This window comes from Pseudomonas sp. Ors-4-3C (genome assembly GCF_055755035.1).
The window spans coordinates 5,436,917-5,463,016 of the sequence record NZ_CM146900.1 but is presented as its reverse complement, the minus strand read 5'-3'; the positions used below and the strand labels follow the sequence as shown (position 1 = coordinate 5,463,016).

The window sequence follows — 26,100 nt, the reverse complement described above, 5'->3', positions numbered from 1 at the left end:
CCAATTCATGTAGTATAACTACAAGCGTGCTACATCCTTGCCCATAAGAAGAGTCCAGCCCCTTGAATCTGCTGCAACACATCGCCCAGTCACGTCACCTGTTACGCAAGTCGGAGCTCAAGGTCGCCGACCACGTGCTGCTTGACCCTGCGGCCGTGATGCACAGTTCCATGGCCGACCTGGCTCACAGCGTCGGCATCAGCGAGCCGACCATCGTGCGTTTCTGCCGGGCCATCGGCTGCTCCGGGTTTCAGGATCTCAAGCTCAAACTGGCGCAAAGCCTGGCCGCCGGTGCCAGTTTCGGTCAGTTCGCGATCCATGAAGACGACTCGGTCGCCGACTACAGTCTGAAAATTTTCGACACCACGTTGCATACCTTGATGGAGGTTCGCGAGAAGCTCGATCCGGTGGAATTGCAGCGCGCGGTGACGCTGATGTCTCAGGCGCAGCGTGTCGAGTTCTACGGCTTTGGTGCGTCGGGCGCGGTGGCGGCGGATGCGCAGCACAAGTTCTTCCGTTTGCTGCTGACGGCGGCGGCGTATTCCGACCCGCACATGCAGGCGATGTCGGCGGTGACCTTGAAGCCGACCGATGTGGCGATCTGCATTTCCCAGTCCGGGCGCTCCAAGGATCTGCTGATCACCGCCAACCTGGTTCGCGAGAGCGGCGCATCGTTGATCACCCTGTGCCCGAGCCAGACGCCGCTGGCTGAGCTGTCGACCGTCAACCTGGCGATCGATGTGCATGAAGACACCGAAATCTATACGCCGCTGACCTCGCGCATCGCCCATCTGGTGGTGATCGACGTGCTGGCGATGGGCGTGGCCATGGCGCGCGGGCCGAGCCTGGTCAATCACCTGAAGAGCGTGAAGCGCAGTCTGCGCAGCTTGCGGCTGTCCCCGAAAGCTGCAAAAGCGCTGGATGACTGAAGCCTGCTTTTGTGGCGAGGGAGCTTGCTCCCGATGGGGCGCGCAGCGGCCCTGAAAGGCCGGGCCTGCTTCGCAGTCCAGCGGGAGCAAGCTCCCTCGCCACAATGAAACGCAATCGGCAAAGTTTCATCGCACTGTCATCCCCGCGCAGCCAAACCGTCATCCCCTACGCCTATCGTGAAACTCCCGTACTCGCCTTGGGAGACTCGAAATGGCTCAGCCCTACGAAGAACGCAACAGCGCCGCGAAAACCCGTCGTCAACAGGAAGACCAGCGCCGCATGGAATTCCGTCGCGCCATCGAAGATCGCTTCGAACTCCGTCAGCTTCAGAGCGAAATCAACGATTTTCCCGAGGACATCGAACTCAACTACTGGCAGGCAGCACCGGCAGCTTCCCGTCGAAGCGCTCAACCAGTGCGCTGATCTGCACGCGTTCGCTGCGGATAAACGCCAGGAAGGCGTGCGCCACCGGTGACAGCCGTTTGGCCTTGGCTTGCACCAGGCACCAACTGCGAAACAGCGGCAACTCTTCGACCGGCAGCTCGACCAGGCCGCCGGTTGCCAGCTCCAGGTTCAGGGCGTGGCGCGTCAACAGCGCCAGGCCCAGACCCGCCACCACGCATTCGCGCTGAGCTTCGGCCGAGGCCACTTCCTGAGTCTGGGTGAAGTGCACGCGTTTCTCTTTGAAGTATTCCTCGCAGGCCAGTCGTGTGCCCGAACCCGGTTCGCGGATCAGCAACGTGTAAGGCTCGAGATCCTGCAAACGCAGCGGCCCCATGTGCGCCAACGGATGATCCGGGCGCGCCACAGCGACAATCGGATTGTTCAGGAACGGCAGAAATTCCAGGCCCATGTCCTGCGGCACCATCGACATGATCACCAGGTCGTCGCGGTTGTCCGAAAGACGACGAATCACCTGGCCGCGGTTGACCACGGTCAGTTGCAGGTTCACTTCCGGGTGCTGGCGCTTGAAGGCGGCGAACAGGTGCGGCACGAAGTATTTGGCGCTGGATTCCACTGCCAGTTTCAGCTGGCCCTGCAGCGAGCCCTGCATGTCCGACAGCTGCATGTCGAGGTTTTCCAGGCGCCCGAAGATGTCCCGGCTGGCACGCTGCAGGGCCTCGGCAGCCTCGGTCATGTAGAGTTTTTTGCCGACATAATCGAATAATGGCTGGCCGATCAGCTCTTCAAGCTGACGAATCTGTAGGCTGACGGCCGGTTGCGTGAGAGACATTTCATCGGCGGCGCGGCTGTAGGAACGTAAATCACACACTTCGTTGAAGATCTGCAATTGGCGTAATGTCATACGCATCAAGGACTTACGCATTTTTTATGGGCTCTGACGGCAGGCTGATGGTTTAACTATAAGTCTTTGCTTATGCCTGACCCAATTTTAATTCATTTTTGTTAATCCCTTGCGAGGGCTAGTGTGGGGTCGCGACCAGATTGAAACATTTGGTCACGCGTCGACCTGGGTCTAGCAGGTCGTGGTGCCACCGGCTCAAGGGAATTTCCAAGTGATAAAAAAGATCCTGATCGCCAACCGTGGTGAGATTGCCGTACGAATCGTGCGGGCCTGCGCCGAGATGGGCATTCGCTCGGTAGCGATTTTTTCCGACGCTGACCGCCATGCCTTGCATGTGAAGCGTGCGGACGAAGCCCACAGCATCGGTGCCGAGCCACTGGCCGGTTACCTCAACCCGCGCAAGCTGGTGAATCTGGCGGTGGAAACCGGTTGCGATGCATTGCACCCCGGTTACGGCTTTCTCTCGGAAAATGCCGAGTTGGCAGACATCTGCGCCGAACGCGGAATCAAATTCATCGGCCCGTCGGCAGAAGTCATTCGCCGCATGGGCGACAAGACCGAAGCCCGCCGCAGCATGATCAAGGCCGGTGTGCCGGTCACCCCGGGCACTGAAGGCAACGTGTCGGGTATCGAAGAAGCGCTGACCGAGGGTGACCGCATCGGTTATCCGGTGATGCTCAAGGCCACCTCCGGTGGTGGCGGGCGCGGCATTCGTCGCTGCAACAGCCGCGAAGAACTCGAACAGAACTTCCCCCGGGTGATCTCCGAAGCGACCAAAGCGTTCGGTTCGGCGGAAGTGTTCCTGGAAAAATGCATCGTCAATCCCAAGCACATCGAAGCGCAGATCCTCGGCGACAGCTTCGGCAACGTGGTGCACCTGTTCGAGCGTGACTGCTCGATCCAGCGCCGCAACCAGAAGCTGATCGAGATCGCCCCGAGCCCGCAACTGACCCCGGAACAGCGCGCCTACATCGGCGACCTGTCGGTGCGTGCGGCCAAGGCTGTGGGTTACGAGAACGCCGGCACCGTGGAGTTCCTGCTCGCCGAGGGCGAGGTGTACTTCATGGAGATGAACACCCGGGTGCAGGTGGAGCACACCATCACCGAAGAAATCACCGGGATCGACATTGTTCGTGAGCAGATCCGCATCGCCTCTGGCCTGCCGCTGTCGGTTAAGCAGGAAGACATCCAGCACCGTGGTTTCGCATTGCAGTTCCGCATCAACGCTGAGGATCCGAAAAACAACTTCCTGCCGAGCTTCGGCAAGATCACCCGCTACTACGCCCCCGGCGGCCCTGGCGTGCGTACCGACACAGCGATTTACACCGGGTACACCATTCCGCCGTTCTACGATTCGATGTGCCTGAAACTGGTGGTCTGGGCGTTGACCTGGGAAGAGGCGATGGACCGGGGCCTGCGCGCCCTCGACGACATGCGTCTGCAAGGCGTGAAAACCACCGCCGCGTACTACCAGGAAATCCTGCGCAATCCGGAATTCCGTAGCGGCCAGTTCAATACCAGCTTCGTTGAAAGCCACCCGGAACTGACCAACTACTCGATCAAGCGCAAACCCGAAGAGCTGGCCCTGGCCATCGCCGCCGCCATCGCCGCCCACGCAGGCCTGTGAGGAATACAACAATGACCAAGAAAATTTTCGTAACCGACACCATCCTGCGCGACGCCCACCAATCGCTGCTCGCCACCCGCATGCGCACTGAAGACATGCTGCCGATCTGCGACAAGCTCGACAAAGTCGGCTACTGGTCGCTGGAGTGCTGGGGCGGCGCGACGTTCGACGCCTGCGTACGTTTCCTCAAAGAAGATCCGTGGGAACGCCTGCGCCAACTGCGCGCCGCGCTGCCTAACACCCGTCTGCAAATGCTCCTGCGCGGGCAGAACCTGCTGGGCTACCGCCACTACAGCGATGACGTGGTCAAAGCCTTTGTTGCCAAGGCCGCGGTCAACGGCATCGATGTGTTCCGCATCTTCGACGCGATGAACGACGTGCGTAACCTGCGCGTAGCCATCGAAGCGGTGAAGGCTGCGGGCAAACACGCCCAGGGCACCATCGCCTACACCACCAGCCCGGTGCACACCATCGACGCGTTTGTGGCGCAAGCCAAGCAGATGGAAGCCATGGGCTGCGACTCGGTCGCGATCAAGGACATGGCTGGTCTGCTGACCCCGTACGCCACCGGTGAACTGGTCCGCGCGTTGAAAGCCGAGCAGTCGCTGCCGGTGTTCATCCATTCGCATGACACGGCTGGTCTGGCGGCGATGTGCCAATTGAAAGCCATTGAAAACGGCGCTGACCACATCGACACCGCGATCTCCAGCTTCGCCTCGGGCACCAGCCATCCGGGCACCGAGTCGATGGTCGCAGCGCTTAAAGGCACCGAATACGACACCGGTCTGAATCTGGAACTGCTGCAGGAGATCGGTCTGTACTTCTACGCCGTGCGCAAGAAGTACCACCAGTTCGAAAGCGAGTTCACCGCCGTCGATACCCGCGTGCAAGTCAACCAGGTGCCGGGCGGGATGATCTCCAACCTCGCCAACCAGTTGAAAGAGCAGGGCGCGCTGAACCGCATGGGCGAAGTCCTGGCGGAAATCCCGCGGGTGCGTGAAGACCTTGGTTTCCCGCCACTGGTGACGCCGACTTCACAGATCGTCGGCACCCAGGCGTTCTTCAACGTGCTGGCCGGCGAGCGCTACAAGACCATCACCAACGAAGTGAAGCTGTACCTGCAAGGCGGCTACGGCAAGGCGCCGGGCGTGGTCAACGAGAAGTTGCGTCGTCAGGCCATCGGCAGCGAAGAGGTGATCGACGTACGTCCGGCCGATCTGCTCAAGCCGGAAATGACCAAGCTGCGTGCCGACATCGGCGCACTGGCCAAGTCCGAAGAAGACGTGCTGACTTTCGCCATGTTCCCGGACATCGGGCGCAAGTTCCTCGAAGAGCGTGCCGCCGGCACCCTGACCCCGGAAGTGCTGTTGCCGATTCCTGAAGCCGGCAAGGTCGCCTCAGCGGGTGGCGAAGGCGTGCCGACCGAGTTCGTCATCGACGTCCACGGCGAAACCTACCGCGTCGACATCACCGGGGTTGGCGTGAAGGCCGAAGGCAAGCGTCACTTCTACCTGTCCATCGACGGCATGCCGGAAGAAGTGGTGTTCGAACCGCTCAACGAGTTCGTCAGCGGTGGCAGCAGCAAGCGTAAACAGGCGTCTGCGCCGGGCCACGTCAGCACCACCATGCCGGGCAACATCGTCGATGTGCTGGTCAAGGAGGGCGACACCGTCAAGGCTGGCCAGGCGGTGCTGATCACCGAAGCGATGAAGATGGAAACCGAAGTCCAGGCGGCGATTGCCGGCAAGGTCACGGCCATTCACGTTGTCAAGGGTGACCGAGTGAATCCTGGCGAAATCCTGATCGAGATCGAAGGCTGAGATAACTGCCGCGATCCAACGCTTTAAACCTCGGGGGGGCATGTGCTCCCCTTTTTTTGCCTGCAATTTACCGTCCTCTGTAGGAGCTGCCGCAGGCTGCGATCTTTTGATCTTCAAGAGCAAAGTCAAAAGATCGCAGCCTGCGGCAGCTCCTACACAAGCGCGTTGTGTCAGAACGCCATTCGCCACTGGCCTGTCACGCCGTAACTGCGGCTGTCGTTGCCGGCCTCGCCAGTGAGGCCAATGCCCAAGGTGTTGCGGGCGGACAGAGTCAGATCCAGACCGGCGTCCAGCGTAAAGCTGTTGCGATCCATCTCGGCTCCGGTGACTTCAAAGCTTTTGCCACCCCTGACCAGTTGCTGGCGCGTTTCGTTGTCGAGCTCACCGTAGGTGTGTTTTACGCTCGCGCTCAGGCGCGGCGTCAGCTGCATGCCATTGGACAGGTGGCTGGTGTTCGCCATGCGCAGGCCGAGGGTGCTGCTTGGATTCGCCCGTGTTTGCCCGTGAACCTTGAGTGCCGCATCGCCACCTTTCTCGGTGTAGCCGTCACGCTGGTAGCGTTGATAACCCACGCTGGCGAACGGTTCGATGCTGACGTTGCCACGACCGAGGTCGTAGCCGACTTCGGCAAAGACCTGCTGGGTGCTGGCGTCATAGCTGCTCTTGAGCCGATCACTGAAACCATTGAAGTCGACGCGACGTTTGCCGTTGCCGTCATGATGGCCGTACGAGGCACCCAGGCGCAGGGCGAACGGGCCTTCCTGCCGCAGCGCGTAGGCACCGAGGTGCCAACTGTCGAGATCGCCGTCGAAGTGTCGGGCGTCGAAGTGGGTCTGCGCTTTTGCGCCCATCAGGCCGACATGCCATTGCTCGTCGAGTCGCCAGTCGGCACCCAGTACCAGACCTTGGGTGGAATGCTTCAGGACACTGTCGGCGTCACGATCGACCTTGCCGCCGTGCCCCAGCGCTTGCAGCCAGACCCGCCCGTTGCCTTCGCCGCCAGCCGCCAGACGCGGCGCATTCCCCGATCCCTGCGCTGCATTACGGTTGTCCAGTTGATGCATCGCCGAGAGCATGCTGGCGCTGACCGGATTGACGCTGCTCAGTGTGGCTTTGGCGAGGTTGGCGTTGCTGCCGGCGGCGAGTTGGTCGAGGGCGATGACGGTGGCGGTCTGGTCGGCCGTCTGCAGGGCCTCGACCGCCGCATTGTCCGGGGCAGCTATTTGCCGGGCGGGCTCAGGTGCCGGGGCTGGCAGAGTCTCTGGCTTTTTCGCCTGAACCGGATCGGGCGAGGAGGCTGGTTTTTGAATGCTTTTTTTGATCGCACTGCCGTTTTCTGTCGGGACGATTTTCTTCGGCGGAGCCTCACCCGGCGGATGGCCTGGCGCCACAGGCGTCTGCGCTCGGTCGGCGGCTTTTTCTGGAAGCGGATCGCTCTTTGCTGCTGTTTCCCCAGCGTCCATCGGCTTCGGCGTAACGGGCTTTTCCGTCTTCTTGCGCGGCTTCTTTGGCTTCACCTCGGCGTTGACCTGAGGTTCCGTTTGCTCGGCCAGTGAAAACTCTACGCACCCGACAGCCAATGCAACGGCCAGGACCAGATGTTGAAGCTTGTAGGTGTGAATGGGCATGCAGTTGGTCTCTCGAAGAATGAGACCAAACTCTAAAAGTCGATGCCGGTGCGCCGATGCCGGGCGATTCCGAGCAGAGTGCAGGTTTTGCGGGCTGGTTGTGTAGCCGGGTCACTGGCAAGTTTCGAATCTGCCTCGTTTACCCGACTGTCCAGACGCCTTTGCCTACAACACCTGCTGAAGTATCGATTGGCGAAATCTCAGAAACTCATCTGCCACTGCCCGATCAACCCATGGTTGCGGCTGTTGTTGCCGATCTCGCCGCTGTAGCCGACGCCCAGTGTGTGCCGGGCGGAAATCCCCAGATCCAGCCCGGCTTCCAGCACCAGACTGTTGCGATCCAGCGCGCTGCCATCAACATTGAATGCCGTGCCGCCGACCACAAATGCCTGACGCGTCGAGCTGCTGACATCGCCGTAGGTGTGTTTCCAGCCAGCGGCCATGCGCGGGGTCAGGCTCATGCCGTTGTCGAGGCTGTTCAGGTGCGCCAGGCGCAGGCCGAAGGTGCTGCTGAAGTTGTCCTGGGTCTGGCTGTCGACGTCGAGTGCGGCGGCGCCACCCTTTTCCTGGTAACGGTCGCGGTGGTAGCGCTGGTAGCCGAGGCTGGCGAACGGCTCGGCGCTGAGGCGACCGCTGCCCATGGCGTAGCCGAGTTCGGCGAAGGCTTGCTGGCTGTCGGCGTCGTAATCGCCTTTGGGCCGATCACTGAAACCATTGAACGCCACCGTGCGTTTGCTTTCGCCCTGATGGCCACTGTAGGCGGCGCCGAGGCGCAGGGAGTACGGGCCGCTCTGACGCAGTGCGTAGACGCCGGCGTGCCAGCTCTCGACATTGCCATCGACGCCGGTCGTGTCCAGATCAGTCTTCGAATAACCGCCGAGTACGCCGAGGCGCCAGTGCGGATTCAGTGCCCAGTCGGCACCCAGTACGCTGCCCTTGGTGCGTTGCTCCAGGCCGCTGTTGCCGTGCTCGCCGTCGAGCTTGCCGTAGCCGCCGATGGCTTGCAGCCACAGGCGTCCGCGCGCGTTCGGGTCATTCAGGTTGCGCGCCTCGGACGGTACGCCGTTGGCCGCCAGCACCGGGGTGTCGCGTTGATCAAGGCCAACCATCAACCCCGGGCTGCCGCCCATTTGTTGCATAGCCGACAGCATGCTGTTGCCCACCTGACTGCTGGCGCCGAGCGTGGCGCTGGTCAGGTTGGCGTTGCTGGCGCCGGCCAGTTGTTCGATCGCCGCGCCGGCCGTGCTTTGGGTGGTGTTGAGCAAGGCGTTGTACAGCGCGTTGTTCTTGCCCATCGTGGCCAGGCTGTTGGCCGCGTTGCTGCCGTTGCCGGTCGCCGCGAACTGATTGAAGGCCACGTCATTGCGGGTGTAGGTCAGGTCGACTTGTGTCGGCGTATAGGCCAGCGTCGGCGTGAGGAACGCGTAGTGGCTGGTGACGTTGCCGAAGGTGCCGTTGACGTTGGCGGCTTGCAGCACGGTGTAATGGCTCTGCCACGGATAAGTGCCGCTGCCGGGGTTCACCGCCAGGGTCGCACCATTGAGGCTGGCGGTGCCGCCGACCTGAACCGGGGCGCTGCTGCCATCGGCGTTGACGCCGTAGACGAGGGTCGAGCCGCTGCCCATATTCAAGTCATGGACGATGGTTGCGCGACCGAGGCCGGTGTCGGTACGCAGCGTGCCGTTGACGTTGAGATTGCCCACCGAGCCGCCACCGGCATACACACCGCCGGCGTCTACGGTCAGGCTGCCGGCAATGCCGCCCTGGTTGATCAGGGTCGCGCCATTGCGCACCGCGCCGCCATCGCTGAAATCGCCGCTGCCGGTGAGTGTCCACGCACCTTGCCGGACCTCCAGCCATTCGAAATTGCGGCTGGCGCCGAAGCTGCCGCCCGCCGCATCGTCCATCACCACCCGGTCGTACCCGCTGCCGCCATCAACCACGCCGACGAAGCGACTGCCGTTGCGCAGGGTCAGGCTGTCGTCGCCGCCACCGAGGTCGAGTGCCAGGCCGTTGCTGCCGCTGATGGTGCCGCCGTTGATCACGTTGTCGGCAAATTCGCCGACGAACTTCACGCCGAAGCCGTCGAGGCCTTGAATGGTGCCGTAGTTCTCCAGCGTGGTGGCTGCCAGCCCCGAACCACCGCTGCCGTCGTCCACCAGAATCGCGCTGTTGGCGCCGCTGATCAGTGCGGTGCTCGCGTTGAGAATGTAGCCGCCGCCGAGGGCGATGCCCTCGCTGCCGTTGGCAAATCCGCCCTTGTCCACGCCTCCCGCACCGACGCCCTGAATGGTGCCGTAGTTTTCGATGTGGGCGATCTTGTCGATGTCCACGCCATCACCGTCACCGTTCGCCTGCAAGCCTGAGTAAGCACCGGTGATGGTGCCGTGGTTGATCACCGTGCCATCGCCGTCGGAACCGAATCCGGAACCATTGCGTCCGGTGATCTGCCCATAGTTGACCAGCGTCGCACCGAGGTCGGTGGTGATGCCATGGCGGCCGCCGGAAATCACCCCGTAGTTGGTCACGCTGACACCGCTGGCCGAGTCGATGTCGACGCCATCGAACTTCTCATCGGCGTTGTGCGAGTCGCCGGTGGAGATCTCGCCGTAGTTGGTAATCGTCGCGTTGGCGCCGGTCTTCATGCCGTCGCTGGCATCGCCACGAATCAGTCCGCCAGCGCGGTTGATGAGGGTGGTTTTGACGCCGTTGCTGCGCAGCGCATCGAGGTCCAGGCCTTGGCCGCTGGTCGAGCGAATCACGCCGCTGTTGTCGATCAACAGACTGCCACTGACGAAGTTGCTGTCGATACGCAAAGCGTCATTGGCACCGAGAATCTGCCCGCCGCTGCGGTTGTAGATCTGGTAACTGCGCGCCTGGGTCAGGTCACCACTGCTGTCGATGGCCCGGCCACCGCTGGAAACGATTTTCCCGGCGTTATCGATCACCACACCGGCGCCGCTGGTGCCGTCCTTCAGGCTTACCGCCTTGCCGCTGTTGGTGATGCTGCCCGGTGCCGAGATCGTCAGCGTGTCACTGCCGCCAAGGGTTTGCGCGGCAGTAGTGGCAGTGTCGATCTGCACGGTCTTGCCGTGGGCGGTGCCTGCGGTGATCAGCAGAACGGCAGCAAGGGACAAGCGCTGAGGCGGGAAGGTCATGGACGGACGGCCTTTTGTTATAAGCGGGCCGTCCTGTATAGCGATGGGTTTTTACAAAATGATGTCTGTTGTCGGATCAGCTCAGCTACGCCGCACATAAGCCTTGCCGTAATGCCGCTCCATTCGCGCCTGAATCAACTCCAGCACAATCGACATCAGCCAGTAAATGATCGCCGCCGTGGTCAGCATCTCGATGTAGCGGTAGCTCGAGCGGCCGTAGGACTGCGCCAGAAACATCACTTCCCAGACGCCCATCACCGAGATCAGTGATGAGTCCTTGAGCATCGAGATGAACTGGTTGGTGGTCGGCGGGATGATCGTGCGCATCGCCTGGGGCAGGGTGATGCGCCAGAAGATCACGCTCTCGCGCATGCCCAGCGCCAGCGAAGCTTCGCGTTGGCCGTAGGGCACGCCGAGGATGCCGGCGCGGAAAATCTCGCTGAGGTAGGCGCCATAGTTGAGTGACAGGGCAATGATCCCCGCCACCACCGCGCCGGGTACGACGCCCAGTTGCGGCAGGCCGAGGTAGATCAGCAGGATCTGGATCAGCAGCGGCGTGCCGCGAAAGAACGAGGTGTAGAAACTGGCGATACCGAACGCCACGGCGCTTTTCGACAGGCGCGCGAGGGCGGTGACGAAGCCCAGCAAGGACGAGGCGACGATCGCGCACGCGCAGAGAAACAGGGTCAGTGCCGCACCCTGCAGAAAGCCGTTGGGCGCCAGGTGCACGCCGAGCAGATTCGGCAGCTTGTCGAGGATGATCGAGAGCTTCAAATCGAAGCTCAGGAAAAACCCGGCGAACAGGCTGAACATCGCCGCCCATGTCAGGTACAGGCGCGTGCGGAAACCGAACAGCCGTTGCAGGCGCGATTCAGCCACCGGTTGTGGCGGCTGTGGAGGTGTCGGGAAGGCAGTCATTGGCTGATGTCGGCGCCGATCCATTTCTGCGACAGCTTGCTCAGCGTGCCGTCCTGCTTGAGTTGCGCAAACACCTCGCGCACTTTGGCGTCCCACTCGGCGTCACCCTTTTCGATGGCCACCGAGTTCGGCTCCGAGTACAGCGGCGTGCCGGCCAGTTTGAAGCGCTGGTCCTGATTCAGGCGCGGCTGCGCGGTCACCAGGTTGGTGAGGATGGCGTCCAGGCGCACACCGGCGCCCAGGCCCAGGTCCTGGAAGGCAACGTTGTCGGTATCGTACGGAGCGATCTGCACATCTTCGAACGGGTATTCCAGGTGCGTGTCTTCGGCGCCTTCGATGACCAGATTCTTGTTCAGATAACTTTCGTAGCTGCTGGCGCTGGTCAGGCCGACTTTCTTGCCGCTCAGGTCCTTGGCGCCGTGGATGCGATCGTCCTTGGCGTTGACCACGATCACGGCAGGCGAGGCGTAGTACTCGACCGGGAAATCGAACACTTCGGCGCGGGCCTTGCTCGGCGTCATGGAGCAGATGCAGATGTCATAGCGCCCGCTCCAGCGGCCGGCCGCAATGACGTCCCAGGACGGCGTTTCGAGGCGCAGCTTGACCCCCAGCTTGTCCGCGACGGCTTTGGCGACGTCCACGTCGAAGCCGTCGAGCTGGTTTTGCTCATTGAGGAACGAGAAGGGTGGGTAGCTTTCCATCAGCACGCCGACCAGTTCTTTTTTCTGTTCGATGCGATCGAGTGTGGCGCCGCCGAAGGCTTGAGTGGACGCGGCCAGAATCGTCAGGCCCAGGGCCAGTAGCGGTTGAAATTTCACAGTCGACACCTGAAAAAAGGGGTTGTTATTAACCGGATGGTGCGTATTAAATAGTTATAAGAACCACTCTGGTAGTGAGTAATTATCATAAGCATATGAGTGAAAAGCATATGGGCACAGCAAGCACGGTAATTCTCGATGGCGGCATGGGCCGTGAGTTGCAACGCGCCGGGGCGCCGTTTCGGCAGCCCGAGTGGTCGGCGCTGGCCCTGATCGAAGCGCCGCAAGCGGTCGAAGCGGTACACGCCGCCTACATCGCCAGTGGGGCCGATGTGATCACCAGCAACAGCTATGCGGTCGTACCGTTTCACATCGGCGAGGCGCGGTTTGCTGCTGAAGGTCAGGCACTCGCGGCGTTGGCCGGAGAGCTGGCGCAGCGTGCGGTGCAGGCGTCGGGCAAAGCGGTGCGGGTGGCCGGTTCGTTGCCACCGCTGTTCGGCTCCTATCGCCCGGACCTGTTCGAAGCAGCGCGGGTGAACGAGTTGCTGGCGCCACTGGTGACCGGCCTGGCGCCGCATGTCGACCTGTGGCTGGCGGAGACCCAGAGCTCGATCATCGACGCGCGCTCCATCCGCGCCGGTCTGCCGCAGGACGGCAAGCCGTTCTGGCTGTCGTTTACTTTGAAGGATGAAGACACCGATGAGGTGCCGCGCCTGCGTTCCGGTGAATCAGTGGCAGAAGCGGCAGCCGTGGCGGCCGAGTTGGGCGTCGAGACGCTGCTGTTCAACTGCAGCCAGCCGGAGGTGATCGGCGCGGCGATTGATGCGGCGCGCGATACCTTCGAACGCCTGGGTGTGCAGATTCACATCGGCGCGTATGCCAATGCGTTCCCACCGCAACCCAAAGAGGCGACCGCCAACGACGGCCTCGACCCGTTGCGCGACGATCTGGATCCGCCGGGGTATCTGCACTGGGCGCAGGATTGGCAGCAGCGCGGTGCCAGCCATTTGGGCGGTTGCTGCGGGATCGGCCCGGAACACATCGCGGTGCTGGCGCAGAAACTGGGGTAAACAACAGATCAAAAGATCGCAGCCTGCGGCAGCTCCTACATGGGATTGATGTTCACCCTGCAGGAGCTGCCGCAGGCTGCGATCTTTTGCTTTGACGATTTAACTACGGCATTCAACCAAGCCTTTCAGCTGCCCGTCGGGCGTCTGATTTTCATCGGACAGCCACCTCTCGAACCCTGCCGCAATCGCCGGCCACTCCGCATCCACAATCGAATACCACGCGGTATCGCGGTTCTGTCCCTTGACCACCATGTGCTGGCGGAACACGCCTTCGAAGCTGAAACCCAGGCGTTCGGCGGCGTATTTGGAGCGGGCGTTGCCGTTGTTGCACTTCCATTCCAGGCGCCGGTAGCCCTGTTCGAAGGCGTATTTGGCCAGCAGGTAAACCGCTTCGGTGCTCTTCGGCGAGCGTTGCATCGGCGCGCCGAAGGTCACATGGCCGATCTCGATGCGACCCTGCGCCGGGACGATCGACATCAGGCTGAGGATGCCCTGCACCTGACCTGTGACGCGGTCGATGACGCTGAAGAAATATGGATCACTGCTGGCCGCATGGTTGTTCAGCCAGTCATTGAAAACGCTGCGCTGCGGGAACGGCCCATAGGGCAAATAATCCCAGAGCTTCGGGTCGGCGCCGGGGCCTTCGAGGGCATTGAATAACTCGTCGCCGTGGCGCGCCGGGTCGAGGCGTTCCAGGCGGATGAACCGGCCTTCGAGCAAGGTGGCGGTGGGGGCGGGGACGCCTTTCCAGTCGGCAAGTGCGGTGGTCATGTACGCGGCTCCTTAAATGGCTTTGCGAAACTGGATGAATCCGGGGCGTTCGGCGATGCGCTCGTAGAGCTGGATCGCGGTGGCATTGGTTTCGTGAGTCAGCCAATGCACCTTGCAGCAACCGTCGGCCTTGGCGGTGGCGTAAACGTGTTCGATCAGCAAGCGACCGACGCCGGTGCCACGAGTCTCTGGCGCCACCAGCAGGTCCTGCAGGTAGCAGGAGTTTTCGATGCTCCAGTTCGAACGGTGGTAGATGAAATGCACCATGCCCACCGCTTTGCCGTCGGCCCAGGCGAGGGCGGCGTGGGTCGGCTCGCTCGGGTCGAGGAAACGCTGCCAGGTGCTGTGGCTGACGGCGTCCGGCAATTCGCTGTTGTAGAAGCGCAGGTAGGCTTGCCACAGAGGCAGCCAGGCGGCGTGGTCGCCGGCAGTCACCGGGCGGATGTCGATCTGACTCATGCTGATTTCCTTAACGCATCAAGTGGGCGAGGGTCTGGTCATTGATGTCGGGGCTGGCAGCCAGGCCTTCGCGCACGCCGGCAATGTCTTCGGCGCTGCGGTTCTGGCTGAGCTTGCGCTTGCCTTCGAGACGGTCGATGGGAATGGCAAAACCGACGATGGCCTTGAGCATGCCGTCGATATAGTCGGCCGGCGCATCGTCGACCTTCCACGGTTGCGCGCGGCCGGCTTCATGGCGATCAGTCAGCGTGCTGACGATGTCGAGCAGGCGCCCGCCGTCGCTGAAGGTTTCGGCGTGACCGTAGGCGTGCACCGCGACGTAGTTCCAGGTCGGCACGACTTTGCCGTGCTCGGCCTTGCTCGGGTAAAACCCCGGGCTGACGTAGGCGTCGGGGCCGGCAAATATCAGCATCGCTTCAGCGCCGTCGCGCAGGTCTTTCCACTGCGGATTGGCTTTGGCCAGGTGCCCGTACAGCGTGCCGTTCGGGCCTTGTTCGCGGTGCAGCAGTACCGGCACGTGGCTGGCTTGCAGGCCGTTTTCACCGTGGCTCACCAGAATCGCGAGACGGCTGGCGAGGATCAGTTCGTGCAGTTGCGACAGTTCGTCGATGGCAAAGGCGCGGGGCGTGTACATGGAGAGATTTTCCTTGGCGAATGCCTGCATCCTAGGCAGGCTATTGGTCTGTTGTAAGAGCCATTGATGACCAATTTCATAGGTCCATTGTCATGCCCGAATCGCCCACGCTGTCCATGCCGTTCAATCCGGCCGGTATCGAGCTCGACCGTCGTCAGGGTTTGAGCCGCCAGCTCTATCAGGCGCTGCGTCTGCGCGTGCTGGACGGGCGTCTGGCCAGTGGCACGCGGCTGCCGGCCAGCCGTGATCTGGCGACGGCGTTGGCGATTTCCCGCAACAGCGTGGTGCGCGCTTACGATCAGTTGTACGCCGAAGGCTTCATCGAAGGCCGGGTCGGGGACGGCACGTATGTCGCTCAATTGCCGCAAAGCGCATTGCCCACGAAAAAACTATCCACAAAAGTATCCACAGGGTTTTCAACAGGCTTACCCACAGCCTTATCCACAAATTGGCTGGATTTACCTGTGATTCCATCCAGTAAAGTTATCCACAGCGGTGCTGCGCAGCGTCTGGAAAACAACCATTTATCGTTACCGCCAAGTGGCCCGCCGAAGGCTTTTCGGGTCGGTGTGCCGGCCTTCGATCTGTTCCCGTTCGAGGTCTGGGCCAAGCTCAACGCGGCTTTCTGGCGCAAACCCGATCTGCAGCAACTATGTTACGGCGATCCGGCCGGGGATCAGCGTCTGCGCGGATTGATCGCCGCGTATTTGCGCAGTTCGCGCGGCATGCAATGCACCGCTGAGCAAATAGTGATCACCAGTGGCGCGCAGCAGGGCATCAGCCTTTGTGCACAGCTGCTGGTGGAGCCGGGCGATGCGGTGGGCATCGAGAATCCCGGCTACCGCGCAGCCGGCCATGCCTTTGCGGTAGCCGGGGGCCGGTTGCACGGGGTGCCTGTGGATCAGGACGGCATTGATTGCACAGCACTGGGGCAAATTGCCGAGTGCCGGCTGGCCTATGTCACACCTTCCCACCAGTACCCGACCGGTGTGGTCATGAGCCTCGCCCGGCGGCTTGAACTGCTGGCCTGGGCCGAGCGCAGCCAGGGCTGGATCATCGAGGACGATTACGACGGCGAGTACCGTTACAGCGGCGCACCGCTGGCTCCGTTGGCGGCACTGGATCGTCAGGGCCGGGTGCTCTACGTCGGCACCTTCGGCAAAGTCGCCTTTCCGGCGCTGCGTCTGGGCTATCTGGTGTTGCCGCAGGGGCTGGTGCAGGCCTTCGCCCGACGCCGGGCGGTGGACGTGCGGCATTCGGAAGTCAGCACCCAGGCGGTGATGGCCGAATTCATGGCCGCCGGACATTTTCAACGGCATATCCGCCGGATGCGGCGCGCCGCCCTGAGTCGGCGCAACTGCCTGCTGGCGCACTGGCCGGAGTCCATCGAAGGCGTTGGCGGGCTGCCTGCGGTGGCCGCCGGTTTGCACCTGACGGTCGCCGTGGACAGCATTGCCCGTGAGCGTGAGCTGATTGCCCAGGCCGAGAGCGTCGGTGTCGAGGTCAACGGCCTGAGCAGCTACTGGTTGCCTGACTCGCGCACCCCGATGGATCGGCGCGCGGGTCTGGTGCTGGGTTTCGCCGCCGTGCCGGAGGCCGATATTCAAGCGGCTCTGGCACGGCTGCGCAGGGTCTGGTGCGCCTGATCGCGTCGACGCTTTTCAGCCAGCGGCCGGCTCCTGCTGGCGGGGGTGGATAAACAGGTCCCTGATGGTCGGGCTGACGATCCGCCGCAGCGCGTTATCCACGGCATCGAAGCGCTCCAGCTCCAGCCGGGTTTTAGCCGGCAGTTCCTGCAGATAGCCATCGGCGATTTTCAGGTGTGCGGCGGTGAAGCGGTCGCTCGGATCGGTCAGCGAGTTGTAGTGGAAATGGGCGACCCACAAGGGTTTGTTCTGGCGACGCTTGTCGAGAATCTGATACTCCTGAAAGTAGTCCTTGCGCTTTTTGGTGCGGATCCGCCCGTGGTCGTTTTTGACGATCTGTACCAGACCGTGTTGATGCAGCCATTGCAGATAACTCTCCCGAGGTCTGCGCCCGGTGAGCATGCTGCCGTAGACGCTGATACCTTCGCGACGCAGGCGCGCCGCCGCCTCGCGCAGTTCTGTAGGGAGACTGCCCACCGGCAGTTCGGCGCGCCGCCGGGCGAGTATCGCGTCGATATCTGCCGCCCGCTGATCGAGGCGGGTGGCCTGCTGGTCGAAGAGATCCTGCATGTCGGCGGGAATGCGCGACGGACGCTGGGCATCGGTGCGCCAGCGCCGGATCAGCGGCTCAAGTTCCTGGAGCATCTGCATGGCACTGCCGACCATTTGCTCATCGCTGAGGTTTGGGGTCGTAGCCGGTTGTTTGTGAATGGTCCTGATCAGCGGCAGTTCTTCCTGTGCATGCGTCGTGGAGGTTGCGCTGGACGCGGGCCTGGGGGTTTCGATGACCCGCGGCCGGGACTTGTTGACCTTGCCGGTGGCGCGGGAAGTGGAGGGCGTGGGTTCGGCTCTGGCGGTGACGGTCGCCGGCAACTCTTGCGGTTCCGGCAGGAGCTTGAGCAAGTGCTCGCGCGCGATCTGGTGAAAATCGCTGACCAGATACTGAATGCGCTGGAAGCGAACCGGCTCCAGCTGTGCGGACGAGCTTGCAAATACATCCTCCAGGCGGCGCTCTGCATCGGCGAGCCGGTCGACCACGCTGCTCAATTTCTCGACGTTCGGCGTGAGCTGGTGACGCCGCTCGACCAGTTGATGGCCGGCGTCCGCCGCGCTCTCGAAAATCGGTCCGATCAGCTCCCGTAACGGCTCCAGCACGCTGTCCGGCGCCTCCAGCATCGACAGCTCGATGGACATGCCGATCTCATTGGCGTGCAGGTCGCGGCGGCTGAACGAAGGCATCAGCCGCTTGAGATCAGCGGCCACCTTGCGCGTGCCTGAGGTGTGCTTTTGCAAGGTGTTCAGCGAGCTGTACAGATGCTCGAGACGCTCGACCATTTCGTCGCTGACGGCGATGGCCTTGCTCGCGGCTTGCATCTGCACTGACCGCGAGCGGGTCTGTGCCGGCTCCAGCGGGCTGATTTGCGGCGCGACAATGTGCGCGTATTCGCGCAATTTCATGCGCATCCAGCCGCTGAGGAAGCGGTGCTGTTCGACGGTCATGCGCATGAGTTCAGCTTGATAAACACCTCCGGTGCCGCCCGCCTCGCGCCACTTTTCCAGCTCTGCCAGGGCCTGCCGGTAGCCTGTGGACAAATCGTCGGCCTTGGCGATGTAGGTGCTGATCGCCTCTTCAGACAACGGCGTGTTCTGGTCGCCAGTGTCCAGGGGCAACAGGGCCTCGTCCAGACCGGCCTTGCGGGGGGCCTCCTGTGCGAAGAAACGACGCAGTGCCGCCCAGGCTTCGTCCTTGCGCGCCTCCCGTTCCCGGACAAAGGCGTCGATACGCCGCGTGGGGCCACCGCCACGCAGGCGCAGGCGCAAATCCCAGTGCCAGCGCAGGCTCTTGGGGTCGAGCCGGATGCACAGGCCGGGGCGCGCCGGATGCTCCGGGTCGAGGATCTGCACCGGCTCGTCCGCCTCGGCGCGGACCTGGAACCAGCGTTCGCCGACCTGGGCATACAGCTTTCCGGCGAACTCGTAGAGATGACGGGCGTTGGCCTGAGCGTTGGCGGCAAGGGCCGGCCTCGGCACTTTCAAGCGCTCGATCGTCAGCAGGAACGAGGGCTGCGTGTTGCGCGTGAGCGGGGTGGATACCAGCAGCGACGGCTGTGGCGCGGGATCGACGGACGTCAGTTCCACGGGGTCGTGAACGACGCGGGGTGGTGCCTCGTGGGGTATCGCGATCGCCGGCAATCGGTCGGAGCGCAGGCGGTATCCCGCAGTATTTTCGCTGCGCGGGCCGGAGGGCTGGATGCGCCGAATCGCCACCTTCTGCACCAGCAGAATGCTCAGTGTCAGCAGCACGTCGCCGATCGACGACCATTCAACCGAGGTTGCGCCTTGTTCATGGGCATCCAGCGCCTGCTGGATCTGGCTGATGGTTTGCCAGACCCAGACCGCCGCGCCCGCCGGGCCGCTGAGGAAGTTGGCGGCAACGCCGAACAGCGCCCAGCCGCTGTCCACCAGCAGGGCCCAGCGGCGCTCGGCGTTGGAGGTCGACTGGCGATCGGCAAGGTCGGCCATCGCCTGACTGTTACTGGCAAACAGCGTGGCGAAAATATCGCCGCTCAGGGGAGTGTTGGCCAAGTCGACGGCGGCGGTCAGGTCGAGGTGAATGAACGGCTCGAAGGCCAGTTCGGTCACGGTCCATGGCGAGGGCAGGCCGCTGGAAAACACGTACTGAGCGTACTCGAAGCTCAGTGCCCGGGTCGGCAGCCAGGCGAGTATCGAGTCCTGCAGTTCGCCGGGCTGGTAAAACGCGTACAGCAGGTTCTGCGCGGAGGGGAACTGGCGCAGCGGTTGCTCGAGCAGCGGTCGATACAGCAGACACGGACCGCTGCTGCCGTCCCGTGGGCCGATGATGTACATGTTCGCCACGGTGTCGGACGTGTGCCCCAGACGAAAGCGCGGGACGAACGCCAGCGGACGGATCTGCACCGGCCACTGCGCGACGGGCGTCTGCGCGGTGATCGAATCGAGCAACTGGCGAACCAGACGATAACCCTGCTCGTCGACATCGCCCTGATGCTTGAGTTTGCACTCCAGCGCCAGGATCGACAGCAGCCATGGCAACTGGCGGCAGTAGCGGGTCTTGTGGCGCCGGGCTTGAACCGGGTCATCAATCAGGGTGCGCTTGATCAACTGCGGGTAGTGTTCACCGATATTCACTTCACTGGCGATGCGTTGCAGCAGTTTGACGGTCAGCCAGGCTGGCGCGGACGTGCCGTCGGCGTAGTCGATAGTGGTGAGGTAGGCAGGTGTGTTGCGCAGGGCAAATTCGCCGAGGCTCAACTCGCGGATGCTGTGCGGATCGGGCAGAACGAATCCGCCGGCTTCGAAGCTGTCAGTGAGGGTGATCCGCAGGTCATCCAGGCGCAGCAGTGAAGCCTGTTCAGGAGGCTGCTCGGCGAGGATGGCGGCGCGCATCTTCTGCTCGGCATAGTCGAGGATCAGCGGGACTTCCCGGACATCGAACGCGTCGCTGTCGGGGCCGCCCCGCAAGTTGCCCAAGGCGCTCAGGTCAGTGCTGTAGCGCTGGATATCTTCAAGCGATGCGTTCTTGAGCCATTCGGGGATGGCCTGCTCCAGTTGTTCGAAACGTGCGTTGTCCTGCGACTCGATGACCTCGCCATAGGGCTGGCGTGCGCCGAACCGGGCCAGCGGCGAACGGCTGGCGGGATCCAGAGACTCGATCGCGTCGAGCTGACAACCCACCAGCGCCTGGACCATGGCATCGAAAATATTGCCGTCGGGTTCATACAACCGCCACTTCAGACCCCGGCCGCTCAAATCCATGTCGATGCGCTCAGGCAACGTGGCGGCCAGTTGCGCCAGTGAACTGAACGATTCGTAGCCATCTTCGATGGTGTACAGCGCGATCAGCTCTCGATCGCCGGCTGTTGCGGTCAGCACCAGCGCACCGGCGAGCATCAGGTGCCGGGTGCGGCTGCTCTCCGCGAGGTCGAAGACCAGATCGAGGTCAACCAGACGCGCGCGTATGTTGGTCAAACCGCCACCGGCCGTCGCGCGCAGCGTCTTCTCCGGCTGTTGTGCGACGTGCCGGGCGAGGCTGCACTCATCGACCGTCCAGCCGTTGGCGGTGTGTACGTTCAGGGCATTTCTCAGGTTGTCGGACAGCTGTTGCCAGCGCGGCTGGCGGTCAACGGTTTCATTCCAGTAGTGCAACTGACTTTTGGCAAAACCGAGGAACAGCGCCGGGGCCGTTTCGTTGAGGATTGTGGTGATCGCGTCCATGCCGACCGGCAGGTGCACCGGCTCGGCGTCGTTCGGGGACAGGGTGAGGAAATGCTCGCCTTCGATGTAATTGGCGCTGTCCTGGGTGAACGCCTGCCGCGCCAGCGCATGGGTCAGCGATTCGAAGTGGCTGCTGTGGCTCACCAGACGTTCTCCCTGCGCCTGCCAGAGCGGGGTGATCAGCATGGCTTTGTCCGGGTCGATCGGCAGTTGCGGAATATGCTGCTTCAGGCTGATGCGCAACAGGTGTGCGGCGGCGTCGTGGAGGATCGGACCGCCGCTGGTCTGCTCGATCAGGCGACTTTTGTTCTGCAGTTGGGGGACAACGTTGGTTCGGGTTGTGTCACTCATGGAATCTGCACCGGTAGGAGGGTGGATGGCGCGGCACCTGCCGCATGCAACCGACAGTAGCGAGGCCTCCACCGGCCCGGGTGGTAGATATGTATAGGGTGCATCCAGACCCGCGCGGTGTGCGCGGGCCTGGATGCCGGTCAGGCGAAGAACACCGCAGCGGCTTGCGTATGGCTGATGCTGCTGCGGTGAATCGCGATCAGCTCCTGGTTGCTGCGGTTGTCGCGTTCGACGTAAGCGCCGCCCAGGAGCCGTTGCTCAACGGTTTTCAGGTGCGCGGCGGTGAAGGCGGTCAGCGGGTCTGTCGGGGCAGCGTAGTGAAAGTGCGCGTACCACAGGACTCGGCCGCTCGGTCGGTCGAGAATCGAGTATTCCAGCAGGTAATCCTTGCGCGGCCCTTTGAGGCGCCGGCGCTCGGTGGTTTTGCCGATGCTCACTTCGCCCTTGCCGAGCAGCCACTCGACGCGCGCGGCCGTGGGCGGTTGTTGTTTGGTCAGGCTGATTCGGGCGCTGCGCCCCGTGGCATACAGTGCCTTGGCCTCGGTATCGAGTTGCTGGCGCAGCGCCGAAGCGGAGACCGTGCGGCTCTCGGTGTGGTTGCCAGCGACCAGTGCCTGATCGACTTTTTCCATGGCCTCGTGCAATCGCGTGGCGTGCAGATAGTAGGTTTCCTCGATTTCCGTCGGATTGCGTTGCGCCCGATCAATGTGCGCCTGGGTACGCCGGCGAAACACCGGCAAGCCGTCGATCAGGGCTTGTCCGTCCTGCAGGCTTTTCGCCAGATCGGGGCTCGGGCGAGGTGACGTACCTGGCCTGGCCGGTACCCGTTCGACCCAGTTGCCAGGGGTCTTCTCGTGGAACGTGGCGATCACGCGGCCGGTCAGCGGCGCGCGCACGTCGACCAGATCGCTGTCCTTGCCGTCGGCACTGCGCCGGGGCTGGCCGACCAGCGTGCCCTTGTAACGGGTCTTGATGATTTTGCGCGCCGGGGGTGTCGGCGATTTCGAGGGGCCGGCCACCGGTTCCACCAGGCGTTGTTCGCGCAGCAGGTTGGACAGCTGCTGCACGGCGTCCTGCTGGAATCCGCCCACGCGTTTTTTGATGTCCTCCAGCCGTTCGGTCATCAGCTCCTGCGGATACTCGGTGACGAGATCGGTGAAGCGCTGTTCGATGACGTCGAACTGTTCCACCAGATTGTTCATCGCGTCGATACGTTCGCCGAGCTGTTCCAGGCTCTCTTCAGCGCTCAGGTCCAGCGCGCTCTGAATATTCAGCGAGGCATCTTCGATCAGGCTTTCCAGATCGACACGGGCTTGTGCGCGAAACTCACCCGGCTCGGCCGTCAGGCACAGCTCTTGCCCCAGCGTGATCTGCAGCAGCTTCAGGTCGTCGAGGGAAAATTGCGGCAGCCGTGGCTTGTACTGCCGGATGGTATCCACCCCCTCTTTGCCCAGCAGGCTCAGTTCGGCGAAGCGCTCGTGGGCGAACTCGATTTTATCGATGATGCCTTTGGTCAGTTCGGCCATTTTCTCGAAGGGATCGCTGCGATCGCTGGCCGCGTTGTCAGCGGTTTCATCGAGCAATCCAAGGGTGACTTCCATGCTCTGGCGAAAGGCCGGGTAGGTTTCTTCGATCCATGACTGCATCAGAAACAGTTGCAGGGAGATGCGGTCGACCATCGCGGTACGGTAGTTGGGCACCGCTTCAAGAATGTTCAGCTCTTTGAGACCGTCGATGTGCACGCTGTAGGCCTGCATCTGGCTCTCGAGGGTATCGAGAAACTGCTGGCGCGCGGCTTCGGCTGTCTGCGGCGTGGACTCGAGCATGGCGCGGCGCACCGTGACAAGTTGGCTGCGCTGGTTTTCCAGGCTTGCTTCGAAGTCGCGGATGGCCTGTTTTTTCTGGCGTAAATTTTCCGCGTTCGCCTCCTGCAACTGCTTGCGCCGGCTCTTCAGGCCGCCGGCGCGCAGGCGCAGGCGCAGGTCGATGAACCATTCACCGCGGGCATTGCCGATCAGCAGGGGGCCGCTGCGGGGCGGTTGCTGACGGCTGTCGATGATCTGCACGTCATCGTTGTCGTTGAGTGCGACCTCGAACCAGCGGCTGCCGACCTCGGCGTACCATTTTTGTCCGGCACTGCGCAGATGGCGATGCGCGCCCTCGCTGGCGGGAGCGGACAGGGCTTCGGGCCGGCTGACTTTCAGGCTGTCGAGGAAGGTGCCGAGGTCCGCGGGTGCAGGGTGCAAGGCCCCGAGAATGTGCAATGACAGTTGATGGTCGTCCGGCAGTTGCGCACCGCCGATGTCCGGCAGGCGGGAGACGCGGATCAGCGGGCGGGTGGTGGGGCTGCTGATCGGGCGAGTCTGTTCATGGGGGCTTTCCACAGCCTTGTGCGGTACCGGTTTGCGGGTGGCGGCGCGATGGGCCAGAACCATGCCCAGCGACAGCAGCAGGTCGGTCAGCGCTGTCCAGTCCAGCGTCTGCTGTTGGTCCTCGGTGTCGGCGAGGCTTTGCAGGTCATCGAGGATTTGCCACACCCATGCAGCAGTGCCGACGCCGCGTCCCAGAAATGGCAGCGCCGCATTGAACAGCGCCCAGCCGCCCTGCTTGAGGCTGGCCCAACGCGCCTCGGCATTCGAGGTGCTGCTGCGATCGGCCTGGGTCACCAGTGCTTCGGCGTTGCGCTGAAACAGGGTCGCCAGCAGGTCGCCTTCAAGCACGCGGGTGCCCAGGGTCACATTGGCATCCGGGTCGGGCGCCGCCGTCGGGTCGATCAACAGCTGCGGGATCGTCCATACCGAGGGCAACGCCCCGGGGAACACATACTGTGAATAGTTGAAGCGCACGCGGTCCGGCAACCAGGCCAGCACCGACTGGCGCAACGTTCGCGAATGCTTGATGGCGTACAGCAGGTTGGCGGTTGACGGGTACTGCAACAGCGGTGCTTCGAGCAGCGGGCGATACAGCAGGCACGGGCCGGAGTCCGTCGCGCGCGGACCGATCACGAACATGTTGAGCACTTCGTCGCTGTTGCCGCCCATGACGAAGGCGAGCGGGCGAATCACGATGTCCTGGCCGTCGACCTGGCGGTCCGCCGGCTCAGCGGCCAGTGCGGCGGCCACATAGCGATAGCCCAATTCATCCACACCGGCTTCGCCGCGGATCTTGTGTTGCAGCGCCAGCAGCGGCAGTTCGATCGGCAACTGACGGCTATAGAGCTGGCGCAGGCGGGCAGCCTGGGTCGCGTCTGTGATCAGCCGGTTTTGCAGAAACTGGGGGTAGGCCTTGCCGATGTTCACCTTGCTCACCAGGGTTGTCAGATACACCGGGGTCATCCAGGACGGAACTGCGGTGACGCCATCGCGGTAGCGCACGCTGAAGTTACCCAGCGGCAAGCCCGACAGATTCTGCAACGCCAGTTCAACCAGGGACAGGGTCAGGGTCTGTTCATGCTCCGGTGCCACGAACGTGCCCCAGACCACCACGCTGGTGTCGGTGAGTTCCACATCCTGCAATGCGAACTTCTTGTCCGGTGCCAGATGGATGGCGTCGTTCAACTTTTCCAGGGTGAATGCCTGAATGCCCGGCACCTCGGTCTGGAAGGTCTTCCCGGCGTTCTGTTGCTGCACGGCGACCAGATCCAGCAGATGGCGGCTGTAGCGGGCCTGATCGGCGGGCGCAGCGCTGGCCAGCCATGCCGGCAACGATTGCTCGACGCGGACGATGGCGGGCGAAGGGTGGGGGGCGGCGCTGTCGTCATCGCGACGGGAGCGCGACATCCCGCGCCCGGTACGCTGGAAGAAGTCGATGTCACCAATCGCCTGGGCTTCCAGCGCAATCAGCGCGCAGGCCTGGTGAGCGAAAAAATTGCCCTGGGGTTCGAACAGTCGCCACTTCACGTGGATGTCGCCAACGCCGCCTGCCACGGGCCAGTGCAGTGATTGTTGCAGCTCGGCGAAGCTGTCGAAACGCTGGAAACCTCGGGGTGGCGAATGGCTGATGATCAGGGTGCGCGGGCCGACGGTTCCGACCAGCACGACCGTGTCGAGAATGTTGAGGTGGCGGCGGGTGGATGCTTCATCCAGGTCCAGATCAATCAGGCAGGCGCGGGTCTGATAGGGATCAGCGGGGGCGCGCAGGCGTTTGTCCGGTTGATTGAACACGGCACGCGCCATGGCACGCTGATCGGCGTCCCAGCCGTTGTCGTCGCTGACGTTCCACAGCTGCTGCAACGACTGCGAGAGCTGATGCCAGCGCGGCACGGAGGGGCTGACGATATCGTTCCAGTACTCGATCTGTTGCTCCTCATAGGCCTTGAACAATAGCGGGGCGAGTTCGTTGAGCAGAGCGCCGATGGCCTCGATCTTCACGGGCAACTGGATACCCGATTCCTGGGTCAGAAAGTGTTCGCCGCCGATGAAGGTGACCGCTGTGCCCGACAGGCTCAGGCGGACCAGCGCATCGGTCAGCGATTCGATCTGGTAAGGCCCGACCTCGATCCCGTCGTCATCGACCAGCCAGGTCGGGGTGGCAATCAGCGCCAGCGCCGGGTCGATAGTCACCGGCGGATCCATCCCGGCGAGAGCGGGGCGCAGGGCCCCTGAGGCGACTTCGGTGAGCGAGGGGCCGCTGACCAATTGTGTAAGTACATCGACAGCGCTGGGGGCGGTGCTTTCGGGCATGACCAAATCCTTGTCTGACGTTGGCGGCCTGCGGTGTGCAGTGCCGGACAAGGGCGAAGGTAGGGCGCTGGTCAGGACGTCGGGTGGT

General features: G+C 62.8%; 16 protein-coding genes. 6 read left to right on the top strand and 10 right to left on the bottom strand.

All coding sequences use genetic code 11. The annotated features are described in order from the left end of the window. Window positions 1-62 precede the first annotated feature (62 nt). Window positions 63-929 (top strand): transcriptional regulator HexR, encoded by an 867-nt coding sequence (gene hexR / locus ACVHNU_RS24775; RefSeq protein ID WP_007912071.1) that lies wholly within the window; start codon window positions 63-65, stop codon window positions 927-929. A gap of 211 nt (window positions 930-1,140) precedes the next feature. Beyond that, the gene (locus tag ACVHNU_RS24770) at window positions 1,141-1,353 is read left to right on the top strand and encodes a PA3496 family putative envelope integrity protein (protein ID WP_473018471.1); all 213 of its coding nucleotides are present in this window, start codon (window positions 1,141-1,143) and stop codon (window positions 1,351-1,353) included. Here the strand turns inward: ACVHNU_RS24770 and ACVHNU_RS24765 are convergent. Further along, a complete protein-coding gene (locus tag ACVHNU_RS24765; protein WP_045122685.1) occupies window positions 1,295-2,257 on the bottom strand; it encodes a LysR family transcriptional regulator in 963 nt (320 codons plus the stop codon). The genes ACVHNU_RS24770 and ACVHNU_RS24765 overlap by 59 nt on opposite strands. Window positions 2,258-2,447: 190 nt before the next feature. Between ACVHNU_RS24765 and ACVHNU_RS24760 the strand changes: the two genes are divergently transcribed. Both ACVHNU_RS24760 and oadA read left to right on the top strand, forming a co-directional pair. After that, window positions 2,448-3,863: an acetyl-CoA carboxylase biotin carboxylase subunit gene (locus tag ACVHNU_RS24760; protein ID WP_027610345.1), complete on the top strand. Its 1,416-nt coding sequence runs from the start codon at window positions 2,448-2,450 to the stop codon at window positions 3,861-3,863. Window positions 3,864-3,874: 11 nt separating this feature from the next. Next, window positions 3,875-5,683: a sodium-extruding oxaloacetate decarboxylase subunit alpha gene (oadA, locus tag ACVHNU_RS24755; RefSeq protein WP_473018470.1), complete on the top strand. Its 1,809-nt coding sequence runs from the start codon at window positions 3,875-3,877 to the stop codon at window positions 5,681-5,683. 170 nt (window positions 5,684-5,853) lie between these two features. Here oadA and ACVHNU_RS24750 read toward each other — a convergent pair whose 3' ends face one another. From ACVHNU_RS24750 to ACVHNU_RS24735, 4 genes are all read right to left on the bottom strand, one after another. After that, on the bottom strand, window positions 5,854-7,311 hold the full coding sequence (locus ACVHNU_RS24750; RefSeq protein WP_473018469.1) for an autotransporter outer membrane beta-barrel domain-containing protein: 1,458 nt from the start codon (window positions 7,309-7,311) through the stop codon (window positions 5,854-5,856). Window positions 7,312-7,511: 200 nt separating this feature from the next. Further along, window positions 7,512-10,469, bottom strand: coding sequence for an autotransporter outer membrane beta-barrel domain-containing protein (locus ACVHNU_RS24745; protein ID WP_473018468.1), 2,958 nt, complete (start codon window positions 10,467-10,469; stop codon window positions 7,512-7,514). 81 nt (window positions 10,470-10,550) lie between these two features. Beyond that, window positions 10,551-11,387, bottom strand: a complete 837-nt coding sequence (locus ACVHNU_RS24740) for an amino acid ABC transporter permease (RefSeq protein ID WP_473018467.1) — start codon at window positions 11,385-11,387, stop codon at window positions 10,551-10,553. Next, window positions 11,384-12,205: an ABC transporter substrate-binding protein gene (locus ACVHNU_RS24735; protein ID WP_473018466.1), complete on the bottom strand. Its 822-nt coding sequence runs from the start codon at window positions 12,203-12,205 to the stop codon at window positions 11,384-11,386. Before ACVHNU_RS24735 ends, ACVHNU_RS24740 begins: the two co-directional genes overlap by 4 nt. Before the next feature lie 110 nt (window positions 12,206-12,315). On the opposite strand from ACVHNU_RS24735, the gene ACVHNU_RS24730 reads away from it, so the two are divergent. Continuing rightward, window positions 12,316-13,215: a homocysteine S-methyltransferase family protein gene (locus tag ACVHNU_RS24730; RefSeq protein WP_473018465.1), complete on the top strand. Its 900-nt coding sequence runs from the start codon at window positions 12,316-12,318 to the stop codon at window positions 13,213-13,215. A gap of 99 nt (window positions 13,216-13,314) precedes the next feature. On the opposite strand, the gene ACVHNU_RS24725 is transcribed toward ACVHNU_RS24730, so the two are convergent. Genes ACVHNU_RS24725 through ACVHNU_RS24715 form a run of 3 tightly spaced genes read right to left on the bottom strand, consistent with a single transcriptional unit; the run spans window position 13,315 to window position 15,079 of the window. Continuing rightward, window positions 13,315-13,986, bottom strand: coding sequence for a GNAT family N-acetyltransferase (locus tag ACVHNU_RS24725; RefSeq protein ID WP_473018464.1), 672 nt, complete (start codon window positions 13,984-13,986; stop codon window positions 13,315-13,317). 12 nt (window positions 13,987-13,998) lie between these two features. Beyond that, on the bottom strand, window positions 13,999-14,445 hold the full coding sequence (locus tag ACVHNU_RS24720; protein WP_003229664.1) for a GNAT family N-acetyltransferase: 447 nt from the start codon (window positions 14,443-14,445) through the stop codon (window positions 13,999-14,001). A 10-nt stretch (window positions 14,446-14,455) separates the two neighbouring features. Continuing rightward, the gene (locus ACVHNU_RS24715) at window positions 14,456-15,079 is read right to left on the bottom strand and encodes an FMN-binding negative transcriptional regulator (RefSeq protein ID WP_103521545.1); all 624 of its coding nucleotides are present in this window, start codon (window positions 15,077-15,079) and stop codon (window positions 14,456-14,458) included. A gap of 92 nt (window positions 15,080-15,171) precedes the next feature. On the opposite strand from ACVHNU_RS24715, the gene pdxR reads away from it, so the two are divergent. Continuing rightward, on the top strand, window positions 15,172-16,725 hold the full coding sequence (pdxR, locus tag ACVHNU_RS24710; RefSeq protein ID WP_473018463.1) for a MocR-like pyridoxine biosynthesis transcription factor PdxR: 1,554 nt from the start codon (window positions 15,172-15,174) through the stop codon (window positions 16,723-16,725). 15 nt (window positions 16,726-16,740) lie between these two features. On the opposite strand, the gene ACVHNU_RS24705 is transcribed toward pdxR, so the two are convergent. After that, entirely contained in the window at window positions 16,741-21,330 is a 4,590-nt protein-coding gene (locus ACVHNU_RS24705; RefSeq protein WP_473018462.1) for a dermonecrotic toxin domain-containing protein, read from the bottom strand. 140 nt (window positions 21,331-21,470) lie between these two features. Then, window positions 21,471-26,012 carry a dermonecrotic toxin domain-containing protein gene (locus ACVHNU_RS24700; protein WP_473018461.1) on the bottom strand — a complete coding sequence of 1,514 codons (4,542 nt, stop codon included), beginning with the start codon at window positions 26,010-26,012 and terminating at the stop codon, window positions 21,471-21,473. Between the last annotated feature and the right edge of the window lie 88 nt (window positions 26,013-26,100).

Bases quoted from the DNA above. Each gene is read 5' to 3' on its own strand.
- ACVHNU_RS24740 (WP_473018467.1), bottom strand. From the start codon at position 11,387: ATGACTGCCTTCCCGACACCTCCACAGCCGCCACAACCGGTGGCTGAA.
- ACVHNU_RS24750 (WP_473018469.1), bottom strand. From the start codon at position 7,311: ATGCCCATTCACACCTACAAGCTTCAACATCTGGTCCTGGCCGTTGCA.
- ACVHNU_RS24720 (WP_003229664.1), bottom strand. From the start codon at position 14,445: ATGAGTCAGATCGACATCCGCCCGGTGACTGCCGGCGACCACGCCGCC.
- pdxR (WP_473018463.1), top strand. From the start codon at position 15,172: ATGCCCGAATCGCCCACGCTGTCCATGCCGTTCAATCCGGCCGGTATC.
- ACVHNU_RS24765 (WP_045122685.1), bottom strand. From the start codon at position 2,257: ATGCGTAAGTCCTTGATGCGTATGACATTACGCCAATTGCAGATCTTC.
- ACVHNU_RS24745 (WP_473018468.1), bottom strand. From the start codon at position 10,469: ATGACCTTCCCGCCTCAGCGCTTGTCCCTTGCTGCCGTTCTGCTGATC.
- ACVHNU_RS24715 (WP_103521545.1), bottom strand. From the start codon at position 15,079: ATGTACACGCCCCGCGCCTTTGCCATCGACGAACTGTCGCAACTGCAC.
- ACVHNU_RS24700 (WP_473018461.1), bottom strand. From the start codon at position 26,012: ATGCCCGAAAGCACCGCCCCCAGCGCTGTCGATGTACTTACACAATTG.
- ACVHNU_RS24705 (WP_473018462.1), bottom strand. From the start codon at position 21,330: ATGAGTGACACAACCCGAACCAACGTTGTCCCCCAACTGCAGAACAAA.
- ACVHNU_RS24770 (WP_473018471.1), top strand. From the start codon at position 1,141: ATGGCTCAGCCCTACGAAGAACGCAACAGCGCCGCGAAAACCCGTCGT.
- ACVHNU_RS24730 (WP_473018465.1), top strand. From the start codon at position 12,316: ATGGGCACAGCAAGCACGGTAATTCTCGATGGCGGCATGGGCCGTGAG.
- oadA (WP_473018470.1), top strand. From the start codon at position 3,875: ATGACCAAGAAAATTTTCGTAACCGACACCATCCTGCGCGACGCCCAC.
- ACVHNU_RS24725 (WP_473018464.1), bottom strand. From the start codon at position 13,986: ATGACCACCGCACTTGCCGACTGGAAAGGCGTCCCCGCCCCCACCGCC.